Genomic DNA, 23,024 nt, shown 5'->3' with positions numbered 1-23,024 from the left:
ATTGAGCGCTAGTCCGTTCACGATACCCAGTGACAAGGCAAGCGCACCAATTTCAAGCCAAGACATTGGCTGAGTTCCGACCCACCATGCTGACACAATTAATGCAGCGTAATGCATAGGAACTGTTAGATATGTCAAAACTCGATAGTACCGCTCCTTCTCTAGTTTCGGCACCACTTCTTCAGGCGGATTATTAAAGTCCTCACCAAACATCGCATCAAGCAATGGAAGTGCGCCGTACCATACGAGCAATACCAGCCCATAAAAAATCCCCCAACCAGTTTCATTTGCAAGCCAGATTCCGATCATCGGAGTAGCCGGCCACAAAGTTGATAGTATCCAGAGATATTTCTTTTTATCTACGTACTCTGGAGCGGAATCCAGAACTCTGTGTTTCTCAAGCATTTGGTGTTCTCCAATTTTTATTAAATTAGTCGCTACGAGATTTAAGACGTAATTTTATGCCTAACTGAGAAAGTTAAGCCGCCCACTCTCACTCTCGACATCATAAACCTGAGCTAATCGGACGCTTGCGCCAACTACACCTACGGGTAGTTTTTGCTCCGTCGTCTGCTGGAAAAACACGAGCTGGCCGCAAGCATGCTGGCGGTGATCAATGGCTATCTGGGGGACCGAGGGCTGTCGCTGCGCCAAGGCACGATTGGAAACCTCCAAAACCCGGGCTTCCGGGTAACATTGGCGTCCCCTTGTGTTGCCGCTGACCGAAAACTGACCCAGTAGAGGCTGTTCTGCCGACTGAAAACTGACCCAGGTGTTCAACTGCTTCTGCTCAATTTTTGAGCAGGAGAACACAGGGTGATCAGTATGGAAATGATGGGCAAAATTCGCCGGATGTATTTCCGCGACAAGCTGTCGCTGCATGAGATAGCCAAGCGCACCGGGTTGGCGCGCAACACGATTCGCAAGTGGGTCAGAGCACCCGAGGCGAAGCAGCCGGTTTACCAACGCCGCGCGATCTTCAACAAACTCAGCCCTTATCACGCCACGCTGGAGCAGGCGCTGCAGGCCGATTCGCTGCGCCCCAAGCAACAGCGGCGCAGTGCCAAGGCGCTGTTGGCGCAGATCAAGGCCGAGGGGTACGACGGTGGCTACAGCCAGCTCACCGCGTTTATCCGCGTCTGGCGCGGGGAACAGGGTAAGGCGTTGCAGGCCTTTGTGCCGCTGAGCTTTGCGCTGGGTGAGGCGTTTCAGTTTGACTGGAGCGAGGAAGGCCTGCTGATCGGCGGCATTTACCGGCGCATGCAGGTGGCGCACCTGAAGCTCTGCGCCAGCCGTGCGTTCTGGCTGGTGGCGTATCCGAGCCAGGGCCACGAGATGTTGTTCGACGCCCATACGCGCGCGTTCAGCGCCTTGGGCGGGGTGCCGCGTCGAGGCATGCCGGATTATGTGGCGCGCCACATAATCCGGCTTATGTTCCCTTCGCCATTATGTGGCATCGGCTCGGCGGCCCCACGAGTGACGGGGGCGTTCGAGCCGAGGGGGCACATAAGAATCACAGGGAATCGAGCCATTTCAGCAAGTCGACGTCCCGGTGCCAAGCGCCTGATTGGGAGGATGCCGCCGAGGATTGATCGGGTGGAACGCACAGGGCGACGGCAGCCTCCTTGGTTCGGATATTGATCTCGGCATAACGGTGCGTCGTTTCCAGTCCGACGTGACCGAGCCAAGCCCGGATGACGTTGATTTCGACTCCGGCCTCCAGCAGGTGCATCGCCGCGGTATGGCGCCTATCTCTTCAGCGACATAGGCGCCATGCGACTGCCATGCACCTGCTGCAGGCCGGAGTCGACCTCACCGTTATCGCCCTGTGGCTTGGACACGAGAGCCCAGTGACGACCCACGGCTATGTCGAAGCCGATCTGGCCTTGAAGGAACGGGCCCTCGCCGCAATCGCGCCGCCCGAACTTCGGCGCACGCGCTACCGCCCAACGGATGCCCTGCTGAAGTTCCTGCAGGGGCTTTGATTATGCGTAGCTGACAGAGCTGGGTCGCCACAGACAGCGGGGCTGTCGCAGGCGACTCAACATAATCGCGGGCTGAACATAATTGCGGTTATGCCGAGCTCGGCATAACCGCAAAAATTACCTGTTTGCCGGATCCGATGCGGGAGGGGAACGAGCGGCGGCGATCTACAGCCTGGTGGGTACTGCCAAGCTAAACGGGTTAAATCCGCAGGCCTATCTGACCTACGTGCTTGAGCACATCGCCGAACATCCCGTTAACCGGGTGGGCGAACTGCTGCCCTGGAATATTTCCTTGAACCACACTGACCACTGCGAGGCCGCCTGATCCATGGTTAAAACTGTCAGCCTACCCAAACCTGCACCTGATCTCTTGCTGTTGCACATTGAGCTGAAGTGGATCACACCGACGATCTGGCGTCGTTTCGTAGTCCCTGAAAACATTACCTTGGGCAAGCTGCATCACGTGATTCAGGTCGTGATGGGCTGGAGCGACAGTCATCTGCATGAGTTTGAAATAGCAGGTGAAAAATACGGGATTCCCGATTCTGATGGCTGGGGGCCGCCGGTGAATCCAGAAGCTCGCAAGACATTGGTCAAAGCGCTGTTCGGTAAAAAGACGTTTGACTATCTCTACGACTTTGGTGACAGCTGGGATCACCGAATCAAAGTCGAGAAAAGGCTACCTGCCATCACAGCCCCTCAACTGCCGTATTGCATTGAAGGTGCCAATGCTTGCCCACCGGAAGATGTAGGTGGGGTGCCGGGTTACGAGGGTTTTCTAGAGGCCATGGCAGACCCCAAGCATCCAGAACACGACGACATGGTGGGTTGGTACGGTGAAATATTTGAGCCGGCGGCATTTGACTGCGAGCGCGTGAATCAGTGGTTTAAGAGGATCAAGGCTTGAGTTGCAAGACGGTGTAGCTCGGACGCTTACGTTCTATCGCTTTACCCAAGAAAAAGATTGATCAGTTATCAACCCTCGTGTTGCTCAAAAAGCTGCCGCCAGCGTCAGTTGTGCACGGGCCTCGATGATCTCAATCAGCTCGAAGTGCTTGGGGAACTCGCGCTTGAGCCAGCCGCTGGGCACGAAGTGGTGATCGAGGTGAACGACTGTGCTTTGGCCTTCGGCAGCCGCGCAGAGCATGACGTTCAACTCTGAGTCATCGCCAGCCATCGCAGCCGGCACGAAGACGATGCCGTTGTCGCTAATACCAAACGAGCGCCTCCATTCTGGGAAGCGCTTCTGCTCGGGGTTTGAAACGGCAAACCAATGGATTCTGTCCATCTATTCCTTCTCGAATGGGAGCAACGTGGAGTAAGGCAGCAAATCACCTTCGGCTGCGGCTAATACCTGGTCCAGCACAGCCTCGGGGGCATCGAGAGCACCGAGAATCACGTACAACTCGGAGAACACGTTCATCCTAGCGGCACGGTCGAAGCCAGCATCACCGCCTACCGACTCGGCATGGTCGAGCGCATTGGCAACGACATTCTCCCTGAGAAGATAACGTGCGCCGCATTCGCAGAGAAAAGGCTGTTTAGCGTTATAGAAACGATCCTGGGCTTCCCAACCATGCAGCCTCGGCTCCATGGGTTTGCCGCACTGAGGGCAATAGGCAGGCTGGACATCCGAAAGATAGAGCATAGCGTGAGTCCTTTTTCTGGAGCGGCGCTCCATATTTGGAGGGCCGTAGAATGCACGCTATTGTCATAACCCCGATTCACCGTTGTCCAGAAAAGGTACAAAGGTACAAATGTCCCTCTCGCTTGATGCCACTTCCGCTGACCACTCCGGGTTAGAAAAATAGAAGAAGTAGCATTTCAAGAGAGCTTGGCTTGTATCAATGCCGTTATTGCCGTGAGCTTCTCATCAGGGGATCTGTCGTCAGTTGCATCGACAATGCTTTGGATCGCATGGAGGGTCGTGGACGCATTTGGTTCTGCTTTCAGGATGTCTTGTATTTCAGCATCTTGTGTGAGATGGATATAAGTAGAGAGTGTGCTCTTGGATGCGTGGTATGAGTTTTTGCGAGCGATGGCCATCGCTACGTCTAGAATATTGGCTTTCGACATTTTTGAAAGCGTACTGATGTTCTTGGCGACTAATATGGTGAAGTATCGGTGGCGGAAGTTATGATAGGAGATACCTTTGAGGAGTTCTGCGTGTCTTGAAGTCTTGATGACTACGTTGTAATAGGAGTTAAAGGTGGTGCGCGCCAGAGGATATCCAGTATCTTCGCTAACGAATATCCTGTCATGAAGCTCGCTGTGAGGATGGCTGGAACGAGTGAGTAGAACGAATTTGTAGATTTCTTGAAGCTCGGTTCTCGGTATTAGTACCTGGCGTAAGCAACCTTTGTATTTTCCTTTTAAAACGGGGATGTTTGTTACAGGGCCGTTATTTTTATAGGCATTAATAATGGAGCTTGCTGGGATGTTAATGGCTTCTTCTATTCGGCTGCCTGTGTGTTCGAGTAATGTGGCAAGGATGTACCATCTATCAATTATATACTGGTTGGATGTGTAGTCGTGAATTGCTTCATGCCATGCGTTCAGTTCATTGTTTCTTATGAAGCTTGTTGGTTTGGTCGGAGTATCCCTTAGTTCATCTAGGCAGGGATGGGTTAGAAAACGCAGTGGCGTCCGCCTGTTAAGTCTGTAGAAGTCCTCTGTAGCATTAATTTGAAAGTTATGTGCGCGAGGGTCAGTGGTAAGTAGGTTCTGGAATTTGTTTTCTTTTTGCGTGTGCTCTAATAGAGCTAATATGCGTCGGACAATTTTCTTGATTGTGGTCGAGTTTGCCGTTCTAGAGTTTTGTTTGTACTTAACGAAGTCGTAAAGGGTTTCGTCAGTGACATCAAGAATGGTTAACTTGTTGCGTTCTATGTATTTCTGGAAGACGTTTAGAGTATCAGCATGGCTGAACACTGTTTTAATTGCTGGCCGGACCCCATAGCTGTTGGCACCACCGCCGATACTCGTAAGGTAGCTATTGAGCTCCCAGCAAAAGTTACCTCGGGAGTCAAAAAGCATTGGAAGAGACGGAGGTGTGGTGTGGCCGTGATTAAAAAGGAAGTCAAGACGCGGAGCTTTTGCTACATGTATCATGGTTTCACCAAGGTGAGATGAGCTCTATCAAGTGCCAGGGTGTGGCTTTTCAAAACTTGCTGATATCTGATGTCCTGGCGAGTGTGTTCGTCCACTCTAGCAACCAGTTGCATGTACGCCCTGTAGACTTCGCCTAATGTATTTGTGAGGTAGTCGACTTGATTTTTTAGAGTGGAGATTTCTTCTTGCTGTGAACGCTGGGTTGTTCGCTTTTGAGGTGGGAGGGTTTGTGTGGCGGGCGTGAGGTTGTTGTATGTTTCTAAGGCGGCTGCTAGTTGATCTGAGTATTCAGTGTTGTAGGGTTCTCGCGATGTATTATAAGAGCAAGAAATAACTCCAAGGTCGGCATCTGACCAATTAAGGGCGGACTTGAACGGTATGCCTCTTTTGCTCTTAAGTGCGTCCAGGGAAGGAAGTCTTTGCCGGTCTTCGATTGCTTTTCTAATCAGCAATATTTTGGTAATCAGGCTTTGTGTTTTGGCTTGCTTCTCCTGAAGCTTGGCTGCTGAAGTTTCACCCTTTGAATAACGGCTCATATTATTTACTCGCGTACACAAAGATTTTTTTGTTGTTGATGATTTGGAGTCTTATTTCGCGATGGTTTGCCAGTTCCTGAAGGTGTTCAGATAATAAGGCGTGGTCGCCAAGTTTGATTTCAAGCTCACACTCAGCAAAATTTTCTTGTAGATCTTCGTCGACTAATACGTTTTTGCCTACATGCCCCTCCAAGTAGTCTATTAAGAATTCTAAGGTTTCTCGCTCCCAACCGGGCTGGTTCGCGATATTGGCGTAGTAAAGGGTCACGCTAGGTTCAATGTGCCCCATCATCCAGCGCAATGGTTCAATTTCTGTACTGCCGCTTAGGTAGAAGAAAAAGGCGGCGAAGAAACGCCTGAACTGATGAGGTCGTGCATACCATCTAGTTTCGCCTATCTTAGGTACTTGAATCCAATCGGAGTATTGATCCAGTTTTTTTAGTAGAGTCATTTCACTGCGATCTTTTCCTTTGAATGAGCCGGAGGGCCAGATGGAGGTCATGCCTGGGTGGCGATCCTCCATAAACTCTATGTACTCGTTAATGAAGTCCCAAATGACTTTAGGTATTGGGCGCTTTATAATCTCAAGCTCATGGCTGTTACTGGCTTTCGGGATTTTAAGCTTCAGATCCCACAAGCCATCCAGTTTTGAAATTGTAAGACAGTCAGCGTCGAGCAAGGCGGTACTCAATACTCGGCAAGCTGAAAAAGTATGGATAAGGATGCGTGTTGTGATAGCGTAAAAATCAATTAGTTCATCAGTGGAGATGTGTTCGCGCATAATCGAGTTGCAATAAATACCACCTCTGTTGCTGCCGCACTTACCATATGTTTTAATGTTTAGATGTTGTAGTGCCTTGGGGATTGGTACAGCCTCAAAGGTTTGCTTCTTGAAAATGTGCACATTTGATCTAATTGTGCTTGCGGCATATTTATCTATAATTTCTCTGTTGTAATGGTTGTCCAGTTGCTTTATGTAGGCTCGGATGTGTGGCGCATAGTTGCGATGAAAAACAATAGCATTGCTGATGTAGTGAAATGCAATATTTGTAGGCATCAGTGGGGTTTGGCTTTTATCTACAAATCTGCCGGTCATGCTGTTAATTACATCTGAGATGTCGTGCGTTCCTACCTTAAAGGAATGAATTTGATATTCTTTAGTGGAGTGTAGGTAGGTTAAGTTGGTGCATTTATTTTGGATTGTGGAGATGCTGAGTGTGTCCTCTTCATTCTCTTCATTCTCTTCATTCTCTTCATTTGCTGAGTGCGTACAGGTGAATTCCCGGCAGATGTCAGACCTGTTATTTTTAAGTTTCTGGATTAAGATCTTTTGTGTTATGGGTGGTATGTGCATTCCTGAAATGCAGGATGCAATGTTTTCGCGGCCTCTTGGCGTAGGCCCTAACTGCGTGTCGAGATTGAGTAAATTTATCCCCATGAGCGTGAGGTCGTGAGCTTCTAGGAAGGTCTTTATGTCTTCCAGGGTGATATCGGCTAGGGTGACGATTTTAGGGGGCTGATTTAAGCGGTGCCTGGCTTCATACACATGGTCGGCAATTTCAAAAGCCGTTCTAACAAAGCCGACTAATGCGCACGGTCGTTTTGACTTTGAGCTTTCGATGAGGGCTATCGCTGATGATTGTAAATCTCTGATAAATAAATTCCATATCAGATCTGATGTGGATGACCCATCAAATAGCTGGTAGTCAAAGCTAAGCTTTACATAGCGACTGCTGTTCGGATCTTCCGAAACTGTAACCTTGGTGCCGGTGCGAGGAAGATACCACTTCATATTTGAGGAGTTGGGGTGGATCCAACTAGGAAGGATCGCTTGGGAGGTTGCTGTAGATGGAGAGCTCTTCTTGATTTTTTCATTATTCATTTACGTGTACCTCAAGAAGCTCAAAGTTCATTGGTATCGGAGTAGCGTCCGCCAGTAGCTTGATCATCTTTCGACTGCCTTCGTCTTGGATTTTTGTGATGATTTTCTTGCAAGTCGAGATGAGCTCTTGTTTTGTCCCATATGTCGCGTAAGAGACTATCAACCCAATTGCTTCTGGTGAGCAAAGGAAACAGAATACTTGACCTGGGTTGTGGGTTGTCGTGTGGCGGCTGTTAGTTCTTAAAAATTTCACAGCCTCGATAAACTGCATCTTGGCGCACTCGTAATTATTATTCTTAATGCGGGGGGAGTGGGTTGAGATATCTTCTGCTATTAGTAGTTGAATTTTTTGATGGTCACGTATTCTCTTTCGGTAAACAAATTCTTGAATTGAAGGTGGGATGTAGTTTCTCAGGGCTGTTAGCAGGGAATTTCCTAGGTAAATGGTCGTTTCCAAAGTGTCTCCACCACTCTCAATCCATTTCAGCAGTCCTCGTGAAACCCTAATTTTAGGCATGGTTGGTTCAGCTTCAGCTACCCATGAAGGCAGCGAATCAATGATTGCTTTGAAAGTGTTTTTACGTCTCGTGTCTAAGATACGGTAGAGGTGTTCATCCCCGTGGCGAGTAGGGCTAGAACCATCCATGACGAAAAGATAGTTGGAATTCAAGGCTTTGGAGTGCTGGACTCTCATTTGCAATAGCATCCATAGCGCAGTATGGGCGTCTATACTTTCTGCATCGATTTCAATCTCGTCCGTAGCTTTTGGTGCGTGGCGCTCAATTAATTTGTTAGCCCTAGGTTTAAGGGTGGTGATAGTTATGCCGCCATCTTCTCGGATGGTGACAAATTGACCATCTTTTGTTTTCTTGACTTGGGCATTTGCTAAGTCGAAAACATTTATCCCGAGTTCGTCAATGATGATGCACATGGCCGCCACAGCAAACTCTTCGGTAATTCCCAGGTAGGATTTGATTTTCGTAGTAGACCAGGAATAAATGTGGTGCGCGCCAGGGAAAGATTTGCGTGTAAATAGACCATCTTGTTCTGTGGCTAGGTACGCAACAGAGTTGCTGAAGCCATTTGGATGTGATGGTGAGAAAAAGCTTATATGTTGGCCAGAGCGAGATCCTCTCAGGTTAGGATCTAGGTTGTCTTTTGTGAGTCGGATGGCGGCCACATCGCTTCTGCGAATCATGCCTGGAACTTCCAAAAACCGTGCATAACCCTCTGCTACAATGCGCTTGCATTTGGAGAGAATGACAGTTCTATGTTTTTCGATTTGATGGGCAATCTCGTTAAGAGCGTTTTCCATTGAATTCGCTTGAATGGCATGTTCCAAGGTCAGATAGCCAAGAATGTTGCATTCTTTTTCTGAGAATACGTCTGTCGAGTTTGGGACTGGTAGGATCAGCGCATTGCTAGGTAGCTTTTTGGCTTTTTGAAGCCTGTTCAAGTAATAACGAACGGCGGTGTAGTCAGAGATGACGGTGACTTCTTTGATTGGCTTGCCTGTAATTTCGGATATTGCACTGCGTCGATGAGAGAGAAATTGGCGGCAAGCATTGGTGATTGCCACAGGGTTCCGATACCACTCTGAATCAAGTTCGTGAGCGATCATGAAAAAAACGCGGATGAGGGGCGCCCGGCGCTTCGGAGGATGCTTTTCTACCCAGATTAGGATGTCCTCAGGGCAGCAAGCCCTGATACTATCGACCAAATCTTCCCGCATCCTGCTCATCGCTTTCCTACCTGAAATTGGTTCAGATAGACAGTGTAGTCAGGGATAGGGCTTCCGTAAGGGTAAAGTGTATGAACAGTATGGCTTTGCAACGTGTTGGTTTCTCAGGCGCCAGCCTATATGAACCCAAATCCGTACTGCTTCCCCTGCAGGCCCGCCTGATGTCCCAGGCACTGCGCAAGATCACCGGCAACATCAAGAACGCCAACTGCCTGGTCATCTTCATCAACCAGATCCGCATGAAGATCGGCGTGATGTTCGGCAACCCGGAAACCACCACCGGCGGTAACGCCCTGAAGTTCTACGCTTCCGTCCGCTTGGACATCCGTCGTACCGGCGCGGTGAAGGAAGGCGAGGAAGTGGTTGGCAGCGAAACCCGCGTCAAGGTCGTGAAGAACAAGGTGGCACCACCGTTCCGTCAGGCCGAGTTCCAGATCCTCTACGGCAAGGGCATCTACCGCAACGGCGAGATCATCGACCTGGGCGTGCAGCTCGGCCTGCTGGAGAAGTCCGGTGCCTGGTACAGCTACCAGGGCAACAAGATCGGCCAGGGCAAGGCGAATGCCGCCAAGTACCTGGAAGACAACCCGGAAGTCGGCAGCAACATCGAGAAGGCCATCCGTGACAAGTTGCTGGTCAGCAGTAACACCGCCAAGTCGAGCGCGACCCAGGACGACCTGGCCGACGTCGACGTCTGATTCCGCGGATGCCCGTCATCCTCGATAGTCCCGCCGCGGTGCGGCGGGCCGCCATGGATCTGCTGGCGCAACGTGAGCACGGTCGGGTCGAGCTGACCCGCAAGTTGCGCCGGCGCGGTGCTCCCTCCGAACTGATCGACAGCGCTCTCGATCGCCTGGCGGAAGAGGGGCTGCTCTCCGAATCCCGTTATCTCGAAAGCTTTGTCGCCAGCCGGGCGCGATCCGGCTACGGCCCGGTGCGCATCCGTGAGGAGTTGGCGCAACGGGGCCTGCCTCGCGATGCCATCGAACAGGCGCTGCGGGAGTCCGGCGAGGATTGGTACGAACTGCTCGAAGACATCTGGCGGCGCAAATTCGGTGGCCAACTGCCGAGCGATGCCCGCGCGCGGACCCAGCAGGGGCGTTTCCTGGCGTACCGGGGGTACCCGCTGGATTTGATCAATCGCTTGCTGCGCGGGGCGGGGGCAGCAGATCTTTAGATGTTTCGCTAATCCCACTTCCCTCAGTGCATAGCCTCGATAAAGCGTAGGGCGAGCGTCGCCTAGGTGGTGGGCGAATTTATTCGCCCAAACAGCCGTAGGGCTGCCCTCTGACCCCTTTGCATCCCACTGCTCCCAGGCAAGAACCTCCAGTTACCTTGCGTTTCAGCGCATAGCCCCCCCTCGCGACACTCTGTCGCGGCGACCACCCCGTAATGCCCTTGATCTCGGTCAAGGGCGTTGCGGGACCGACTCCTTAGAGTTCCGTCGATTCAGATGTCGCAATAGGAGTACGCATGCAACTGGTTTGCCCGGCGGGAAGTTTGCCCGCGCTCAAGGCGGCCGTCCGCCAGGGTGCCGATGCCATCTACGTCGGCTTTCGCGACGATACCAACGCCCGTCATTTCGCCGGGCTCAATCTGGACGAGAAACAACTGGAGTCCGGCCTGTCTCTGATCCGTCAGCATGGGCGACATCTTTATATGGCGGTGAATACCTATGCCCGGCCGGATGGCTGGAGCCGCTGGCAGCGCGCCGTGGATCAGGCCGCCGATCTCGGCGTGGATGCGCTGATCGCCGCCGACTCCGGGGTGCTGGCCTACGCCAGCCGGCGTCATCCCGATCTCAATCTGCACCTGTCGGTACAAGGTTCGGCCACCAATGCCGCGGCGCTGAGCTTCTATCACGAACGCTATGGCATCCGTCGTGCCGTATTGCCGCGCGTGCTGTCGCTGGCCCAGGTGCGCCAAGTGGCGACCAAGAGTCCGGTGCCAGTGGAGGTCTTCGCCTTCGGCAGCTTGTGCATCATGGCCGAGGGCCGTTGCCATCTGTCTTCCTACATCACCGGTGAATCGCCGAACCTGTGTGGTGTCTGCTCGCCGGCCAAGGCGGTGCGTTGGAGCGAGGAGCCCGAAGGGCTGACGTCGCGCCTCAACGATGTGCTGATCGACCGCTACGGCGAAGGCGAGGCGGCCGGCTATCCGACCCTCTGCAAGGGCCGCTTCCAGGTGAACGGCCAGCGCTTCCATGCCCTCGAGGAGCCCACCAGTCTGAATACCCTGGATCTGATTCCCGAGCTGGTCCAGATCGGCGTGGCGGCGGTGAAGATCGAGGGGCGCCAGCGCAGCCCGGCCTATGTGGAGCGGGTCACCCAGGTCTGGCGCGAGGCGCTGGATGCCTATCGCCGGGCACCTTCGGTTTTCAGTGTGCAACCGCAATGGCGGCGGGCGCTGGAGGGCCTTTCCGAAGGCAGCCAGACCACCCTGGGCGCCTATCACCGTTCCTGGCAGTGAGGAATCATCGATGAAGCTCAGTCTTGGGCCTGTGCTGTTTTATTGGGATCGGATGCGGCTGATGGATTTCTACGCCGACATGGCGTCCCAGCCGCTGGATGTGATGTATCTCGGCGAGACCGTTTGCTCGAAGCGTCGCGCGTTGTCGCTGGATGATTGGCTGGGGTTGGCCCGCGAGCTGAAGGAGTGCAGTGGCGCCGAGCTGGTGCTGTCCGGGCTGGCGCTGATCGAGGCGGCATCTGAGCTGTCCAGCCTGCGCCGGCTGTGCGAGAACGGCGAACTGAAGGTGGAGGCCAACGACATGGGCGCGGTGCATTACCTCGCCGAGCGGGGTGTGCCCTTCGTCGCCGGGCCGGCGCTGAACCTCTACAACGCCTATGCGGTTGCCGAGCTGATGGCCTGTGGTATGACCCGCTGGGTTCCACCGGTGGAATGTTCCGGCGCCTTGATCAAGGCGGTCGGTGAGCAGCTCGATGAACTCGGCATGACGCGGCCGGAGATCGAAGTGTTCGCCTACGGCCATCTGCCGCTGGCCTACTCGGCGCGCTGTTTCACCGCAAGGGCGGAGAACCGCCCGAAGGACGATTGCGAATTCTGCTGCCAGAACTACCCGGAGGGCATTCCGCTACTCAGCCAGGAAGGCCAGGCCCTGTTCACTCTCAACGGTATCCAGACCATGTCAGCGGCGGTGAGCAACCTGCTCGCCGATTACCCATCCGTGCAGGCGGCCGGGGCCGATCTGCTGCGTCTCAGCCCACGAGCCGAAGGCATGGCGGAGTGCATCCAGCGCTTCGACGCGGTCCGCCGCGGAGACGCGCCGCCGCTCGCGGTAGAGGGCTGCAACGGCTACTGGCATGGCCGCCCGGGAATGCTGCGGGCAGAGGAGGCCGGACTATGCTGAAGCCGACCCCGATGCTTCTCGGCCTTGGCGACCGTTTGCTGCCGCTGGCCTCCCGCGTGCCCTTCAAGCTGCAGCGGCTGGCCCTGGAAAAAGGGCTCAACCGGATATTCGCCGGTCCGTTGAAAGACGGCGCCTTCGACATGCTGGAGGGGCGTTGGCTGCGCCTGCATATCCGTGACCTCGGCCTGAGTTGGTGCCTGACCCGCAGCCGCACCGGCCTGTGTATCGCCGCGCGCGAGCAGGCGGATGCCAGCATCAGTGGCGACTGGCGCGAATTCCTGCTGCTGGCCAGCCGTCAGGAAGACCCGGACACCCTGTTCTTCCGCCGCCGGCTGTCCATCGAGGGCGATACCGAGCTGGGCCTGGCGGTGAAAAACCTGATCGACAGCCTCGACCCGGAACTCCTGCCTTCCTGGCTGTGGCGCGGGCTGGAAGCGGCCGGCAAAGGTGTGGTCGCGGCGGGTTGAGCCGTTCCGTTCATCACCGGCTAGGCTTACAGGAAGGGCCCGCTGCGGTAAGGCGGGCCTTCTTCGAATAGCCGCGCCGAGGGCATGACGTGATCGAAAAACCGGGTTCCCGCCTGCAGTTGTTCCTGATTCTTTCGATTCTCCTGCTCGTCTGGCTCTGGGCCGCCATCGCCCCGCTCAGCCGCGAGGACTGGCTGCTGGAGAACCTGCTGGTGTTCTTCTTTGCCGCGCTGTTGTTGGCGACTTACCGGCGCTTCAGCTTTTCCCTGCCGTCCTACTGGTTGTTCACCCTGTTCATGGTCATGCACCTCTACGGCTCGCACTACACCTATGCGGAAACCCCGCTCGGCTATTGGCTGCGCGATCTGTTCGGCACCCAGCGCAACCATTACGACCGGGTGGTGCATTTTTCCTTCGGTCTGCTGCTGCTCTATCCCCTGCGCGAGATTCTGCAGCGCTCGGCTGGGCTGACCGGTCGCTGGCTGGCGATCCTCAGCCTGTCTGTGGTGATGGCAATGAGCGCCTTCTACGAACAGGTGGAGATGGCTGCGGCGCTGATCGTCAACCCGGAACTGGGTTCGGCCTTCCTCGGGACGCAAGGGGACGAGTGGGACGCCCAGAAAGACGCCGGCCTGGCGATGCTCGGAGGACTGGCGACGTTGCTGATCCTGCGATTGGGACGGAGCCTGGCGCGCCCGAGTCGAACGTAACCGAGGAGTCTGTAGCCCTATTTCTACGTGTGGGCCACGCCATTATTTTCGCCATCGCCCGTGCGCTGATGTCGGCATAAAGAACTATTGCCAGCCCGGCGCGCCCTCCGGATGCTAGGGTCTGTACGAAAAGTCGCCGAGCGAAGGTCAGGCTAGGCAAAAATCGGTGAGGAAGCGGAGTTTACGTGCTGTAAATGAGCATTCCGAGCCGATTTTTAACGACGCATCACCGAGCGCAGGCACTTTTCGTACAGAGCCTAGATCTGACCAGTGCCAGCGAACGCCCCATGCCCACTAAGACCGACCCGCCTGTCCAACTCACGCTGCCCAACGGGCTGCGTGTGGCCTTGCTGCACGATCCCGCGCTGGTCCAGGCGGCAGCCGTGGTGCGGGTGGCGGCCGGTGGGCATGACGCCCCCGTCGAGTATCCGGGGCTGGCGCATTTCCTCGAGCACCTGCTATTCCTCGACAGCGCGGCCTTTCCTGCCGATCAGGGGCTGATGGCCTATGTCCAGCGCTGCGCCGGGCAGGTCAATGCCAGCACCCGCGAACGCGACAGCTATTACTTTTTCGAAGTGCCGGTGTCGGACCTGGACGGCGGTCTGGCGCGCCTCTGCGACATGCTCGCCCATCCCCGGTTGGCGCTGGAGGCGCAGTTGCGCGAGCGGGAGGTGCTGGAGGCCGAGTTCCAGGCGCGCAGCCGCGACACGGATACCCTCTGCGATGCCGCCCTGGCCCGGGTGATGCAGCCGTCGGACCATCCCTTCCTCGGCTTTCATGCCGGTCATCGCGGCACCCTGCCGGTGGAGCAGGCTGCCTTTCAGAACGCCTTGGCGGGCTTCCACCAGCGGTTCTACCAGGCTGGGCAAATGCTGCTGGTGCTGGCCGGTCCGCAACCACTCGAGCGGTTGCGCGAACTGGCGGAACTATATGGCGGACGTCTGCCGGCCGGCACCTACGTTCCACAATCGGTGCCACCCGTTTTGCGCCTGCCGGCTTCCACGGGCCTGCGTGTCGAAGCACAGCCGGGCCGCCTGAGCCTGTATGGCCTGTTCGACGACCTACCCGACACGGCCGGCGAGGCACTGGATTTTCTCGGCGAGTGCCTGGCCCGCGAAGAGCCCGGCGGCTTGTCCGAATGGCTGAGTACCCAGGCGGGCTGCGACAGTCTGCGTCTGCGCGTGCCTTATCGTTACGCCGGTCAGGCCGTGGTGGCTGTCGAATTCGGCTTGGGTGAGGCGGGTGAGGCCAACGCGGGGGCCTGTGTCTCGGCCTTCTTCGATTGGCTGGATTTCTTCGCCGCCGCCGACTGGGGCGACCTGCGTTGTGAACACGCCCGCAGCGTCGCGATGCGCGAGCGAGTGTCGCCGCCATTGGCACGTGCCCGGGCCTGGGCCGAGCGGTCGGGGCCGCGCGATGACGGTGTCGAGGGCGGAGGGTTGTCGGAATCGGGGCTGCTGGCCCTGCGAGCGATCCTGACGCAACTGCGTCGCCAGCAGCGGGTGGAGCTGCTTACCGTTGCGGCAGTATCAAGCGCGCCCGCGGATCGGGGATTCCCGGTCAAGGCGGAGCAGGCATCCTTGCTGCCGGGTGTACAGGGGCAATGCGGACCCTGGCGCCTGCCCCCGGCCAATCCATTCCTCGCCCTGCCCGGGGCGCCTTCCGGCCAACAGATGGCCGTTCCCGAGGCCTTCCACTGGAAGGAATGCAATCCATCGTTCCCCGGACAGGCTGCCGTATTTCTACGCTGGCGTTTTCCTGAGCAACCGGCAGGCGATGAGCTGCGCCACGCCTTGGCGGCGGCGCTGCAACCCGTTGTCCAGGCTGCGCGGCAGGCGGCGGTGGACGTGCGCCTCGACGGGCAGGGCGGCGATTGGGTGCTGAGTCTGTGCGGGTTGGCGTTATCGCAGCCGGCGATCCTTGGCGCTGCGTTGAAATGCTTGTCGGCGCCGTCCGCCGATGCCTGGGCGCGGGGGATTCAACGACGCGACGCCGAGCGTCGTCGTGCAGCCGGCGAACTGCTGATCCGCCGGCTATTGAAAGAGCTGGCCAATGCCTTCGGAGCGCCCACCGAGGCGGACGCCATCGACGCGGGCGCCTGGCAGGATGCTCTCGCCCGCTGCTGGCGGACGGCCTGCTGGGACGGGTTGGCCCTGGGCTACGCCGGTGCGGATCGGCAGCGTCTGGAGCAGGTGCTCCCGCAGGTTCCCGGCGAGCCGTCGCGGGCGGCTGCGCAAGCGCCGATCCCGGAGGCGCGCTACAGTTGGCGCGATGCGGCGATTCCGACCGGGGAGTGCGGGCTAATGCTGTTCTGCCCCTTGCCGGATGCCGGAGCGGAGACTGAAGCGGCCTGGCGTCTGCTTGGTCGCTGCCTCGAACCGGCGTTCTACCGGCGCCTGCGCAGCGAGCTGCAATTGGGCTACGCGATCTTTTCCGGATTTCGCTCGGTAGGGCGGTCGCGTGGATTGCTGTTCGCAGTGCAGTCGCCGAGCGCGACGGCGGCGCAGATTCTGTCCCATATCGAAGCCTTTCTCGACGACCAGGCAGCGGTGCTCTCCACCCTGGAAGAAACGGCCTTGCGGGAAATGGGCGCCGATCTGGCCGGTCGCCTGAGCCGATTCCCCAGCCTGCGCGCCGCTGCGGAGTGGCATTGGCAGGCCCATCTGGAGCAGGTCTCCGTCGATCATCTGGAGCGCCTGTGCGGGGCGTTACGGACGCTCGACCGCAGCACCTTGCTCGCTCACCACCAGGCCTTGCGCGAGGCCCAAGGCGGTTGGCGCGTATTGGCCAATGCCGCGCCGGTGGATAGTCGCTGGCAGTGAATCAACCGAAGGCGGGCGAATGAATTCGCCCCTACACGTTGTGCGCTACACCGAACCGCTTTTGTAGGAGCCAGCTCTGCTGGCGAGGCCTTTGTGCGGCCCTCATCGCGAGCAGAGCTCGCTCCTACAAAACGCTGGGCGTATCGAAATTTCGTCCGCGATCCCCTTAACGCCTACTTAGGTCTCATTCCCCGCTGCGGCCGGCTCCGTTTTCAGTGTCTTCCTTCGCCTTGACGCCATAACCGGATGCGCTATCCAGAGCCTGCCGTGGAGACTTTACGACCTAAGCCTTGCTCCTCCCGGGCAGGGGGATTAATGCTCGCCGCGCTCTTGCCCGAGCCCCGGCCAAAGTACTAGCCGGTTGCCTCCATGGCAGCGTATGGCACCGACCGACCCGTTTCGATAATCGCTCCCGTCACGACTGGCATGGCAGTCGTCCTACTCAGCGGAGAGCGAAATGAACAAGAACAACATCGCGCGCAGCGGATTCCTACCCCTCGCCCTGGCGAGCGCCGTGGCGCTGACCATTGCGCAACCGGCCATGGCGGAAATCGTTCTGTACGACCAGAACGACACCACCTTCTCCACCGATGGCTACATCAACGCCTTCTACGTGAACAGCGACGTGGACCGCGACGGCGAGCAATTTGACCGTCGCCAGTCGCGGGTGAAGATGGGCTTCCTGCCGAACTGGATCGGCTTCAACATGGGCAAGCAGGTCGGCGACCTGAAACTGGGCGGCCGCTCGTCCTTCTGGGTCACCATCAACGACAGCGAGCAGAACGGCACCGACACCGCCATCGACGTCCGTCAGTTCTACGGCACCGTCGCCAGCGACTGGGGCGAAGTGCTGGTGGGTAAGGACTTCGGCCTGTTCGCCCGTTCCAACATCCTGCTCGACGAACTGCTCGCCGGCTATGGCCAGGTCAGCGACACCCTCGGCCTGGTGGACGGCGGCGGCGTGTCCTTCGGCAACATCGGCAGCGGCTACCCCTATCCGTTCCCGACCTCGCAGATCACCTACCGCTCTCCGGTGATGGACGGCCTGCGCATCGCGGTCGGCATCATGGACCCGGTGGACACCAACGACGACAGCGCCACCGGCAAGGCCTACCAGGAAAACCCGCGTTTCGAATCCGAAATCACCTACCAGTTCGACCTGGCCGGCGCGCAGATCTACTCCTGGATCAACGGCGGCTACCAGACTTCCGACAACACCGACTCCACCGTCGACGAAGTCACCTCCAAGGGCCTCGGCTACGGCGTGCAGGCCAAGATGGGCGCGGTATCCCTGACCGCCTCGGGCTTCCAGGCCAAGGGCATCAATCCGTTCTTCACCAACAACGCCGGCGAAGCCACGCTGCGCGAGGTGGACAGCGACGGCTACCTGCTGCAAGGCTCCTATCGCTTCGGCAAGAACCGCGTGGCGTTGTCCTACGGCAAGACCAAGGACGACGGCAACGGCCTGGGCGTCGCCGCCGACTACGAGACCCGCGGTATCGCCTTCTTCCACGACGTGAACGACAACCTCAAGCTGGTGGCCGAGTACAACCAGTTCGAGATCGATGCGGCGGAAGGGAGTGGGCTGAACGAGGACACCGACACTTTCGCGGTGGGGGCTGTGTTGTCCTGGTAACGATTGCGCAAGGGCGGGTCCATTGGGCCCGCTCTTTTTATTTGGCTCTTCGCAGCATATGGAGAGCCTTGATGTTGGACTGGCAAGTTTGTCGCTTGCTCTTGTGTCTATTGGCCAGTGCGCTGGCTGATTTCTGTGTTTCGGGGGAACGTTTTGGTTTCGCCTCCCGGCGAGTCACTTCTTCTTTGAAATGCGCAAAGAAGAAGTAACCAAGAAGAAAGCGCACCCCGCATGCGGGTCTCGCTTCGCGAGACTTCCCTCCCTCCATCGTTGTTCCAGGGGCCCGCCATGAAGGGCCATCCCTGGCCCATCATGGCTCTCGCGGCATCCATGCCGCTCAACCCCTTACACAACGATTCCGCTCGGCCTCCTGAGGGGACCGAATCCCGGCCCAACCTCTTGGTGTAATCAAACAGGCTTCTGTTGGCTGTTGGCTGTTGGCTTTGGCGCACGGTGCTCCAGGCGCGGACAAATCCCCGTCAGGAGGCCGAGTGGAGGCGCTGCGTAGGGGGACGAGCGACATGGATGTCGCGAGAGGCGTAAAGGGCCAGGGACGGCCCTTGTACGCCGGCCCCCGGAGCAGTGCCGGAAGGAGGGGAGTCGAGCGAAGCGAGACCCGGATGCCGGGGAAGGTTTCTTTTGCTTACTTTTCTTTCGAAAGAAAAGTGAGGCGCCGGGAGGCGCAACCAGAAGTGTCAACAACACACGGAAATCAGCCAGCGCACTAACCAACGATCACACAAACTTGCCAGTCCGGTATCAAGGGCGATTTCCCCCGAAAAAAGACAAGAACCTTGGGCGGAGACGCTTCCTACCGCTAAGCCCCCACATCGCCCAACTGGCCTAAACCAAGGCTTCAGCCAGGCACGAAAGCGGCTTTGGCCGCTGTTCGCCACCAGCTCTCGCCGATCACCACCCCCTACCTTGGGAGGTCCCCCGCCACTACCCAAGTAGGATACGGCCCCCCGTCACCCCTCCGTAGAATCAACCTGTAATCAGTGGGGTTATAGGCGGGGCGAACATGCAAGAAGGTCTGGCAGACGGCGTCGTCACCGCGATGTCCAGCGCACGGGAAGCCGAGGTGGTCGCCCAGGACCTGGCGCGCCAGTTGATCCACCCGCACCTCGGTTTCGTGCTGTTCTTCTGCTCCGCCGAATACGACCTGGACGCCCTGGGCGATGCCCTGGAGCAGTATTTCGGCGGTATCAACGTGATCGGCTGTACCACCGCCGGCGAGATCACGCCGCTGGGCTACGGCCGGGGCTGCGTCAGTGCGGTGGGGTTCGATCACCGCAGCTTTTCCATCGCCAGCGCGCTGATCGACGAGATGGAGCGTTTCAGCCTGCTCGATGCGCAGCAACTGGTGGAGCGCCTGGTCAACGATTGCCGGGGTAATTCCCTGGCGCCGATCAAGGGCCATAGCTTCGCCCTGACCCTGCTCGATGGCCTCTCCAGCCGCGAGGAGGTGGTGCTCGCCGCGCTCAGTGCCGCGTTCGGCAGCATCCCGCATTTCGGCGGTTCGGCCGGCGACGACAACCACCTGACCCATACCCACGTGTACTACGGCGGGCGCTTCCATGCCGGCGCGGCGGTGGTGGTGCTGGTCAACACCTGGCTGGAGTTCGAGGTGTTTTCCACCCATCACATCCTGCCGCGCGCGGAGAAGCTGGTGGTGACCCGCGCCGACAGCGCGACGCGGCGGGTCTACGAGTTGAATGCCGAGCCGGCGGCGCTGGAGTACGCCCAGCAGATCGGCGTGGCGGTGGAAGACCTCGACCTGCGCCTGTTCGCCGCCCATCCGCTGGCGGTGCGGATCAACGAGCAGTACTACGTGCGCTCCGTGCAGCGGGTCAACGACGACCTCAGCCTGACTTTTTATTGCGCGGTGGAGAACGGCATCGTCCTCACCGCCATGACTCCCGGGCCGCTGTTGCCCAACCTGCAGGCGCAGTTCGAGCGCCTAGAAAGCCGCCTTGGTCCGCCGTTGCTGACCATCGGCTGCGACTGTTTCCTGCGTCGCCTGGAAGTGGAAGCCGACGGTAGCGTGGAGCGGACCGCGGAGTTTCTTCGACGCCAACGGGTGATCGGTTTCAACACCTACGGAGAACAGTTCAATGGCATGCATATCAACCAGACCTTCACCGGCGTCGTCATCGGACGACCCGGTGGAAGCGTATGTCGTTGACCTGGAAGCGCGGCTGGCCGCGCTGGAAAGCGACAACCGCAAGCTGCGCCGGATCAACGCTGCGCTGATCGAGCGCGTCGAATCCAGTGCTTCGCGCCGCGACGACAGTTACGCCGCCTTCCAGCACTCGGTGGTGCTGGCCGAGCAGGTGCGTGAGCGCACCGACGCGCTCAACCAGGCGATGGCCGAGCTGAAGGCCAGCAACCAGTTGCTCAGCGACGCCCGCTTGCGCGCCGAGACCGCTCACCAGCACCTGATCGATGCCATCGAGAGTATCTCCGACGCCTTCGTGCTGTTCGACAAGGAGCAGCGCATCGTCCTCTTCAACAGCCGCTTCAAATCGTTCTGGGCGCGTACCCGCGCGCGCATCGGTGCCGGCACCCGGTTGTCGGAGATCAAGCGGCTGGCCGAGAGCACCGGGCTGATCGTCGAGGAGCACCGCAGCAGCGGCGATGACGAGCACCTGATCTACCGCCTGCAAGACGGCCGCTGGGTGCAGGTCAGCGAACGACCGACCCGCGAGGGTGGGCTGGTGATCCTCTACACCGACATCACCGAGGTGAAGATCAGCGAAACCGCTCGCCGCGAGCAGGCCCTGGCGCAGAAGTCGCACCTGCTGCAACGGGCGGTGGATAACCTGTCCCAGGGCGTGGCCATGGTCGGCACCGACGGTGCGCTGGAGCTGTGGAACCGCCGCTTCCTCGAGCTCTGCGGGTTGGCGCCGATCGGTGCGCACCGGCCGTTCGCCGAGGTGATGGCGGAAAGCGAACTGCAACTGCTCACGCCGGACAGCCGCGATGCCAACGGCCGGCCGATTCGCGAGGTGGAGCAGCGCCTGTTCGACGGCCGCATGCTGGAAATCCGCACCCACGCGCTGCCCACCGGTGGCTTCGTCAACACCTTCACCGACATCACCGAACGCTACCGCCATGCCGAGGCGCTGCGCGAGAGCGAGCGCTGGATTCGCCTGATCACCGACCACGTGCCGGCGTTGATCGCCTACCTGTCCGCCGACCTGGTCTACGAATTCACCAACAAGGTCTACGAGGAGTGGTATCGCTGGCCGCGTGGCGCCATGCTCGGCCAGAGCCTGCGCGAAGTGCACAGCGAAGAGCATTGCCGGCGCCTGGAACCCTACATCGAGCGGGCGCTGTCCGGGGAGAGCATCACCTTCGAGGTGGCGGAGACCAACCTCACCGGCCAGGAACGCTACATGCTGCGCTCCTATGTGCCGAACCGCCTGGCCAACGGCGAGGTGGTGGGCATCTTCGTGCTGATCCGCGACATCACCGAGCGCCGCCGCACCGCCGAGGCGCTGCACCAGGCCTACCAGAACCTGGAGCAGCGGGTACGCGAGCGCACCGCCGAGCTGACCACGGTCAACGACCAGTTGCGCCGCGAGATCGAGGAGCGTGCCCAGGTGGAATCGCGCCTGCGCGAGGCCAAGCGCGAGGCGGAGCAGGCCAACCTGTCGAAGACCAAGTTCCTCGCCGCGGTCAGCCATGACCTGCTGCAACCCCTGAACGCTGCGCGGCTGTTCACCAGCGCCCTGCTGGAACAGCGCGAGCCGACCGCCAGTGCCGGGCTGATCCGCAACGTCAGCAACTCCCTGGAGGATGTGGAAAACCTGCTCGGCACCCTGGTAGACATCTCCAAGCTGGACGCCGGGGTGATCAAGCCGGACATCGCTTCCTTCGCGGTCAGCGAACTGCTCGACAACCTCGCCGCCGAGTTCCGCCAGCTCGCCGCCAGCGAAGGGCTCCGACTGGACTTCATCCCCAGCTCGGCGCTGGTGCGCAGCGACACCCAGTTGCTCGCGCGCATCCTGCGTAACCTGCTGACCAACGCCATCCGCTACACCCGCCAGGGGCGCATCCTGCTCGGCTGCCGGCGCGTGCGCCAGAGCCTGTCTATCGAAGTCTGGGATACCGGCATCGGCATCCCGGCGGACAAACTCGGCGAGATATTCCAGGAGTTCAAGCGCGGCGAGGGTGCGCGGCCCAACCAGGATCGTGGCCTCGGTCTCGGGTTGGCCATTGTCGAGAAGATTGCCCGCATGCTCGGCCACCGCATCCGCGTCGCCTCGCAGCCGGGCAAGGGCTCGATGTTCGCCATTGAGGTGCCGTTGGCCAAGCGTGCGGCACGGGTGCGCCAGGCGCTGGACACCCCGGAGTTGCTGGTGGAACGGCTGCGCGGGGCGCGGGTCTGGGTGGTGGATAACGACGCGGCGATCTGCGCCGGCATGCGCACGCTACTGGAGGGCTGGGGCTGTCTGGTGGTGACCGCATTGTCCGAGGAGGACCTGGCACGGCAAGTGGACAACTTCCATGACGAGGCCGATCTATTGATCGCCGACTACCACCTGGACAACGACCTCAACGGCGTCGACGTGGTCGCCTCGATCAACGCCCGCCGCGCCGCGCCGCTACCGGCGCTGATGATCACCGCCAACTACAGCAACGAACTGAAGCAGCAGATGCGCGAGCTGGGTCATACCCTGATGCACAAGCCGGTGCGGCCGATGAAGTTGAAGACGGCGATGAGTCATCTGTTGGAGAGGCACGGCTGAGGCCTCGTTT

General features: G+C 58.4%; 18 protein-coding genes and 5 pseudogenes. 15 read left to right on the top strand and 8 right to left on the bottom strand.

Features of this window, described 5'->3' with window-relative positions; genetic code table 11:
• Nucleotides 1–405 (bottom strand): annotated as a pseudogene (locus PIN01S_RS07880) (alkane 1-monooxygenase); the annotation flags it as partial.
• Nucleotides 406–564: 159 nt separating this feature from the next.
• Between PIN01S_RS07880 and PIN01S_RS26245 the strand changes: the two are divergent.
• Nucleotides 565–663, top strand: a pseudogene (locus PIN01S_RS26245) (IS5/IS1182 family transposase); the annotation flags it as partial.
• Between the two features lie 162 nt (nucleotides 664–825).
• Nucleotides 826–1,404, top strand: a pseudogene (gene istA, locus PIN01S_RS07870) (IS21 family transposase); the annotation flags it as partial.
• A gap of 109 nt (nucleotides 1,405–1,513) precedes the next feature.
• On the opposite strand, the gene PIN01S_RS07865 reads toward istA, so the two are convergent.
• Nucleotides 1,514–1,732, bottom strand: coding sequence for a site-specific integrase (locus tag PIN01S_RS07865; RefSeq protein ID WP_071533810.1), 219 nt, complete (start codon nucleotides 1,730–1,732; stop codon nucleotides 1,514–1,516).
• 52 nt (nucleotides 1,733–1,784) lie between these two features.
• On the opposite strand from PIN01S_RS07865, the gene PIN01S_RS07860 reads away from it, so the two are divergent.
• The 3 genes and pseudogenes from PIN01S_RS07860 (at nucleotide 1,785) to PIN01S_RS07850 (ending at nucleotide 2,892) form a co-directional block, all read left to right on the top strand.
• Nucleotides 1,785–1,985, top strand: a complete 201-nt coding sequence (locus PIN01S_RS07860) for a site-specific integrase (RefSeq protein ID WP_025986894.1) — start codon at nucleotides 1,785–1,787, stop codon at nucleotides 1,983–1,985.
• Between the two features lie 109 nt (nucleotides 1,986–2,094).
• Nucleotides 2,095–2,310: pseudogene (locus tag PIN01S_RS07855) on the top strand (transposase domain-containing protein); the annotation flags it as partial.
• A 3-nt stretch (nucleotides 2,311–2,313) separates the two neighbouring features.
• Entirely contained in the window at nucleotides 2,314–2,892 is a 579-nt protein-coding gene (locus PIN01S_RS07850) for a plasmid pRiA4b ORF-3 family protein (RefSeq protein ID WP_019396669.1), read from the top strand.
• An 84-nt stretch (nucleotides 2,893–2,976) separates the two neighbouring features.
• On the opposite strand, the gene PIN01S_RS07845 is transcribed toward PIN01S_RS07850, so the two are convergent.
• From PIN01S_RS07845 to PIN01S_RS07830, 6 genes are all read right to left on the bottom strand, one after another.
• The gene (locus PIN01S_RS07845) at nucleotides 2,977–3,273 is read right to left on the bottom strand and encodes a hypothetical protein (protein ID WP_019396668.1); all 297 of its coding nucleotides are present in this window, start codon (nucleotides 3,271–3,273) and stop codon (nucleotides 2,977–2,979) included.
• Complete coding sequence (locus tag PIN01S_RS07840) at nucleotides 3,274–3,633, bottom strand: hypothetical protein (protein ID WP_019396667.1); 360 nt, start codon at nucleotides 3,631–3,633, stop codon at nucleotides 3,274–3,276.
• Between the two features lie 176 nt (nucleotides 3,634–3,809).
• A complete protein-coding gene (locus PIN01S_RS26235; RefSeq protein ID WP_108193586.1) occupies nucleotides 3,810–5,096 on the bottom strand; it encodes a site-specific integrase in 1,287 nt (428 codons plus the stop codon).
• Nucleotides 5,093–5,632, bottom strand: a complete 540-nt coding sequence (locus tag PIN01S_RS26230; RefSeq protein ID WP_032489556.1) for a hypothetical protein — start codon at nucleotides 5,630–5,632, stop codon at nucleotides 5,093–5,095. Before PIN01S_RS26230 ends, PIN01S_RS26235 begins: the two co-directional genes overlap by 4 nt.
• 1 nt (nucleotide 5,633) lies before the next feature.
• Complete coding sequence (locus PIN01S_RS26225; protein WP_124082590.1) at nucleotides 5,634–7,514, bottom strand: hypothetical protein; 1,881 nt, start codon at nucleotides 7,512–7,514, stop codon at nucleotides 5,634–5,636.
• Entirely contained in the window at nucleotides 7,507–9,135 is a 1,629-nt protein-coding gene (locus tag PIN01S_RS07830; RefSeq protein WP_169715795.1) for a hypothetical protein, read from the bottom strand. Before PIN01S_RS07830 ends, PIN01S_RS26225 begins: the two co-directional genes overlap by 8 nt.
• A gap of 266 nt (nucleotides 9,136–9,401) precedes the next feature.
• On the opposite strand from PIN01S_RS07830, the pseudogene PIN01S_RS07825 reads away from it, so the two are divergent.
• The 10 genes and pseudogenes from PIN01S_RS07825 to nahK all read left to right on the top strand — a co-directional run.
• A pseudogene (locus PIN01S_RS07825) lies at nucleotides 9,402–9,953 on the top strand (recombinase RecA family protein); the annotation flags it as partial.
• Between the two features lie 8 nt (nucleotides 9,954–9,961).
• Nucleotides 9,962–10,432, top strand: coding sequence for a recombination regulator RecX (gene recX / locus PIN01S_RS07820; protein WP_084335014.1), 471 nt, complete (start codon nucleotides 9,962–9,964; stop codon nucleotides 10,430–10,432).
• A gap of 296 nt (nucleotides 10,433–10,728) precedes the next feature.
• Nucleotides 10,729–11,724 carry a ubiquinone anaerobic biosynthesis protein UbiU gene (ubiU, locus tag PIN01S_RS07815; RefSeq protein ID WP_084335012.1) on the top strand — a complete coding sequence of 332 codons (996 nt, stop codon included), beginning with the start codon at nucleotides 10,729–10,731 and terminating at the stop codon, nucleotides 11,722–11,724.
• A gap of 10 nt (nucleotides 11,725–11,734) precedes the next feature.
• Nucleotides 11,735–12,625 (top strand): U32 family peptidase, encoded by an 891-nt coding sequence (locus PIN01S_RS07810; RefSeq protein ID WP_084335010.1) that lies wholly within the window; start codon nucleotides 11,735–11,737, stop codon nucleotides 12,623–12,625.
• Nucleotides 12,619–13,092 (top strand): ubiquinone anaerobic biosynthesis accessory factor UbiT, encoded by a 474-nt coding sequence (ubiT, locus tag PIN01S_RS07805; protein WP_084335008.1) that lies wholly within the window; start codon nucleotides 12,619–12,621, stop codon nucleotides 13,090–13,092. The genes PIN01S_RS07810 and ubiT overlap by 7 nt, the downstream gene beginning before the upstream one ends.
• A gap of 89 nt (nucleotides 13,093–13,181) precedes the next feature.
• Nucleotides 13,182–13,802, top strand: a complete 621-nt coding sequence (locus PIN01S_RS07800; protein ID WP_244505933.1) for a DUF2238 domain-containing protein — start codon at nucleotides 13,182–13,184, stop codon at nucleotides 13,800–13,802.
• A 287-nt stretch (nucleotides 13,803–14,089) separates the two neighbouring features.
• Entirely contained in the window at nucleotides 14,090–16,624 is a 2,535-nt protein-coding gene (gene pqqF / locus PIN01S_RS07795) for a pyrroloquinoline quinone biosynthesis protein PqqF (RefSeq protein WP_169715794.1), read from the top strand.
• 457 nt (nucleotides 16,625–17,081) lie between these two features.
• Nucleotides 17,082–18,260, top strand: coding sequence for a porin (locus PIN01S_RS07790; protein ID WP_084335004.1), 1,179 nt, complete (start codon nucleotides 17,082–17,084; stop codon nucleotides 18,258–18,260).
• 1,021 nt (nucleotides 18,261–19,281) lie between these two features.
• Nucleotides 19,282–20,445 carry a nitric oxide-sensing protein NosP gene (nosP, locus tag PIN01S_RS07785; protein ID WP_084335002.1) on the top strand — a complete coding sequence of 388 codons (1,164 nt, stop codon included), beginning with the start codon at nucleotides 19,282–19,284 and terminating at the stop codon, nucleotides 20,443–20,445.
• Complete coding sequence (gene nahK / locus PIN01S_RS07780; protein ID WP_084335000.1) at nucleotides 20,375–23,014, top strand: hybrid sensor histidine kinase/response regulator NahK/ErcS'; 2,640 nt, start codon at nucleotides 20,375–20,377, stop codon at nucleotides 23,012–23,014. The genes nosP and nahK overlap by 71 nt, the downstream gene beginning before the upstream one ends.
• Nucleotides 23,015–23,024: the final 10 nt, after the last annotated feature.

Source organism: Pseudomonas indica NBRC 103045, assembly GCF_002091635.1.
GTDB lineage: Bacteria > Pseudomonadota > Gammaproteobacteria > Pseudomonadales > Pseudomonadaceae > Pseudomonas_M > Pseudomonas_M indica.
Note: the sequence above shows the minus strand (reverse complement) of the source record. Positions and strands in the feature narration are given on the sequence as shown.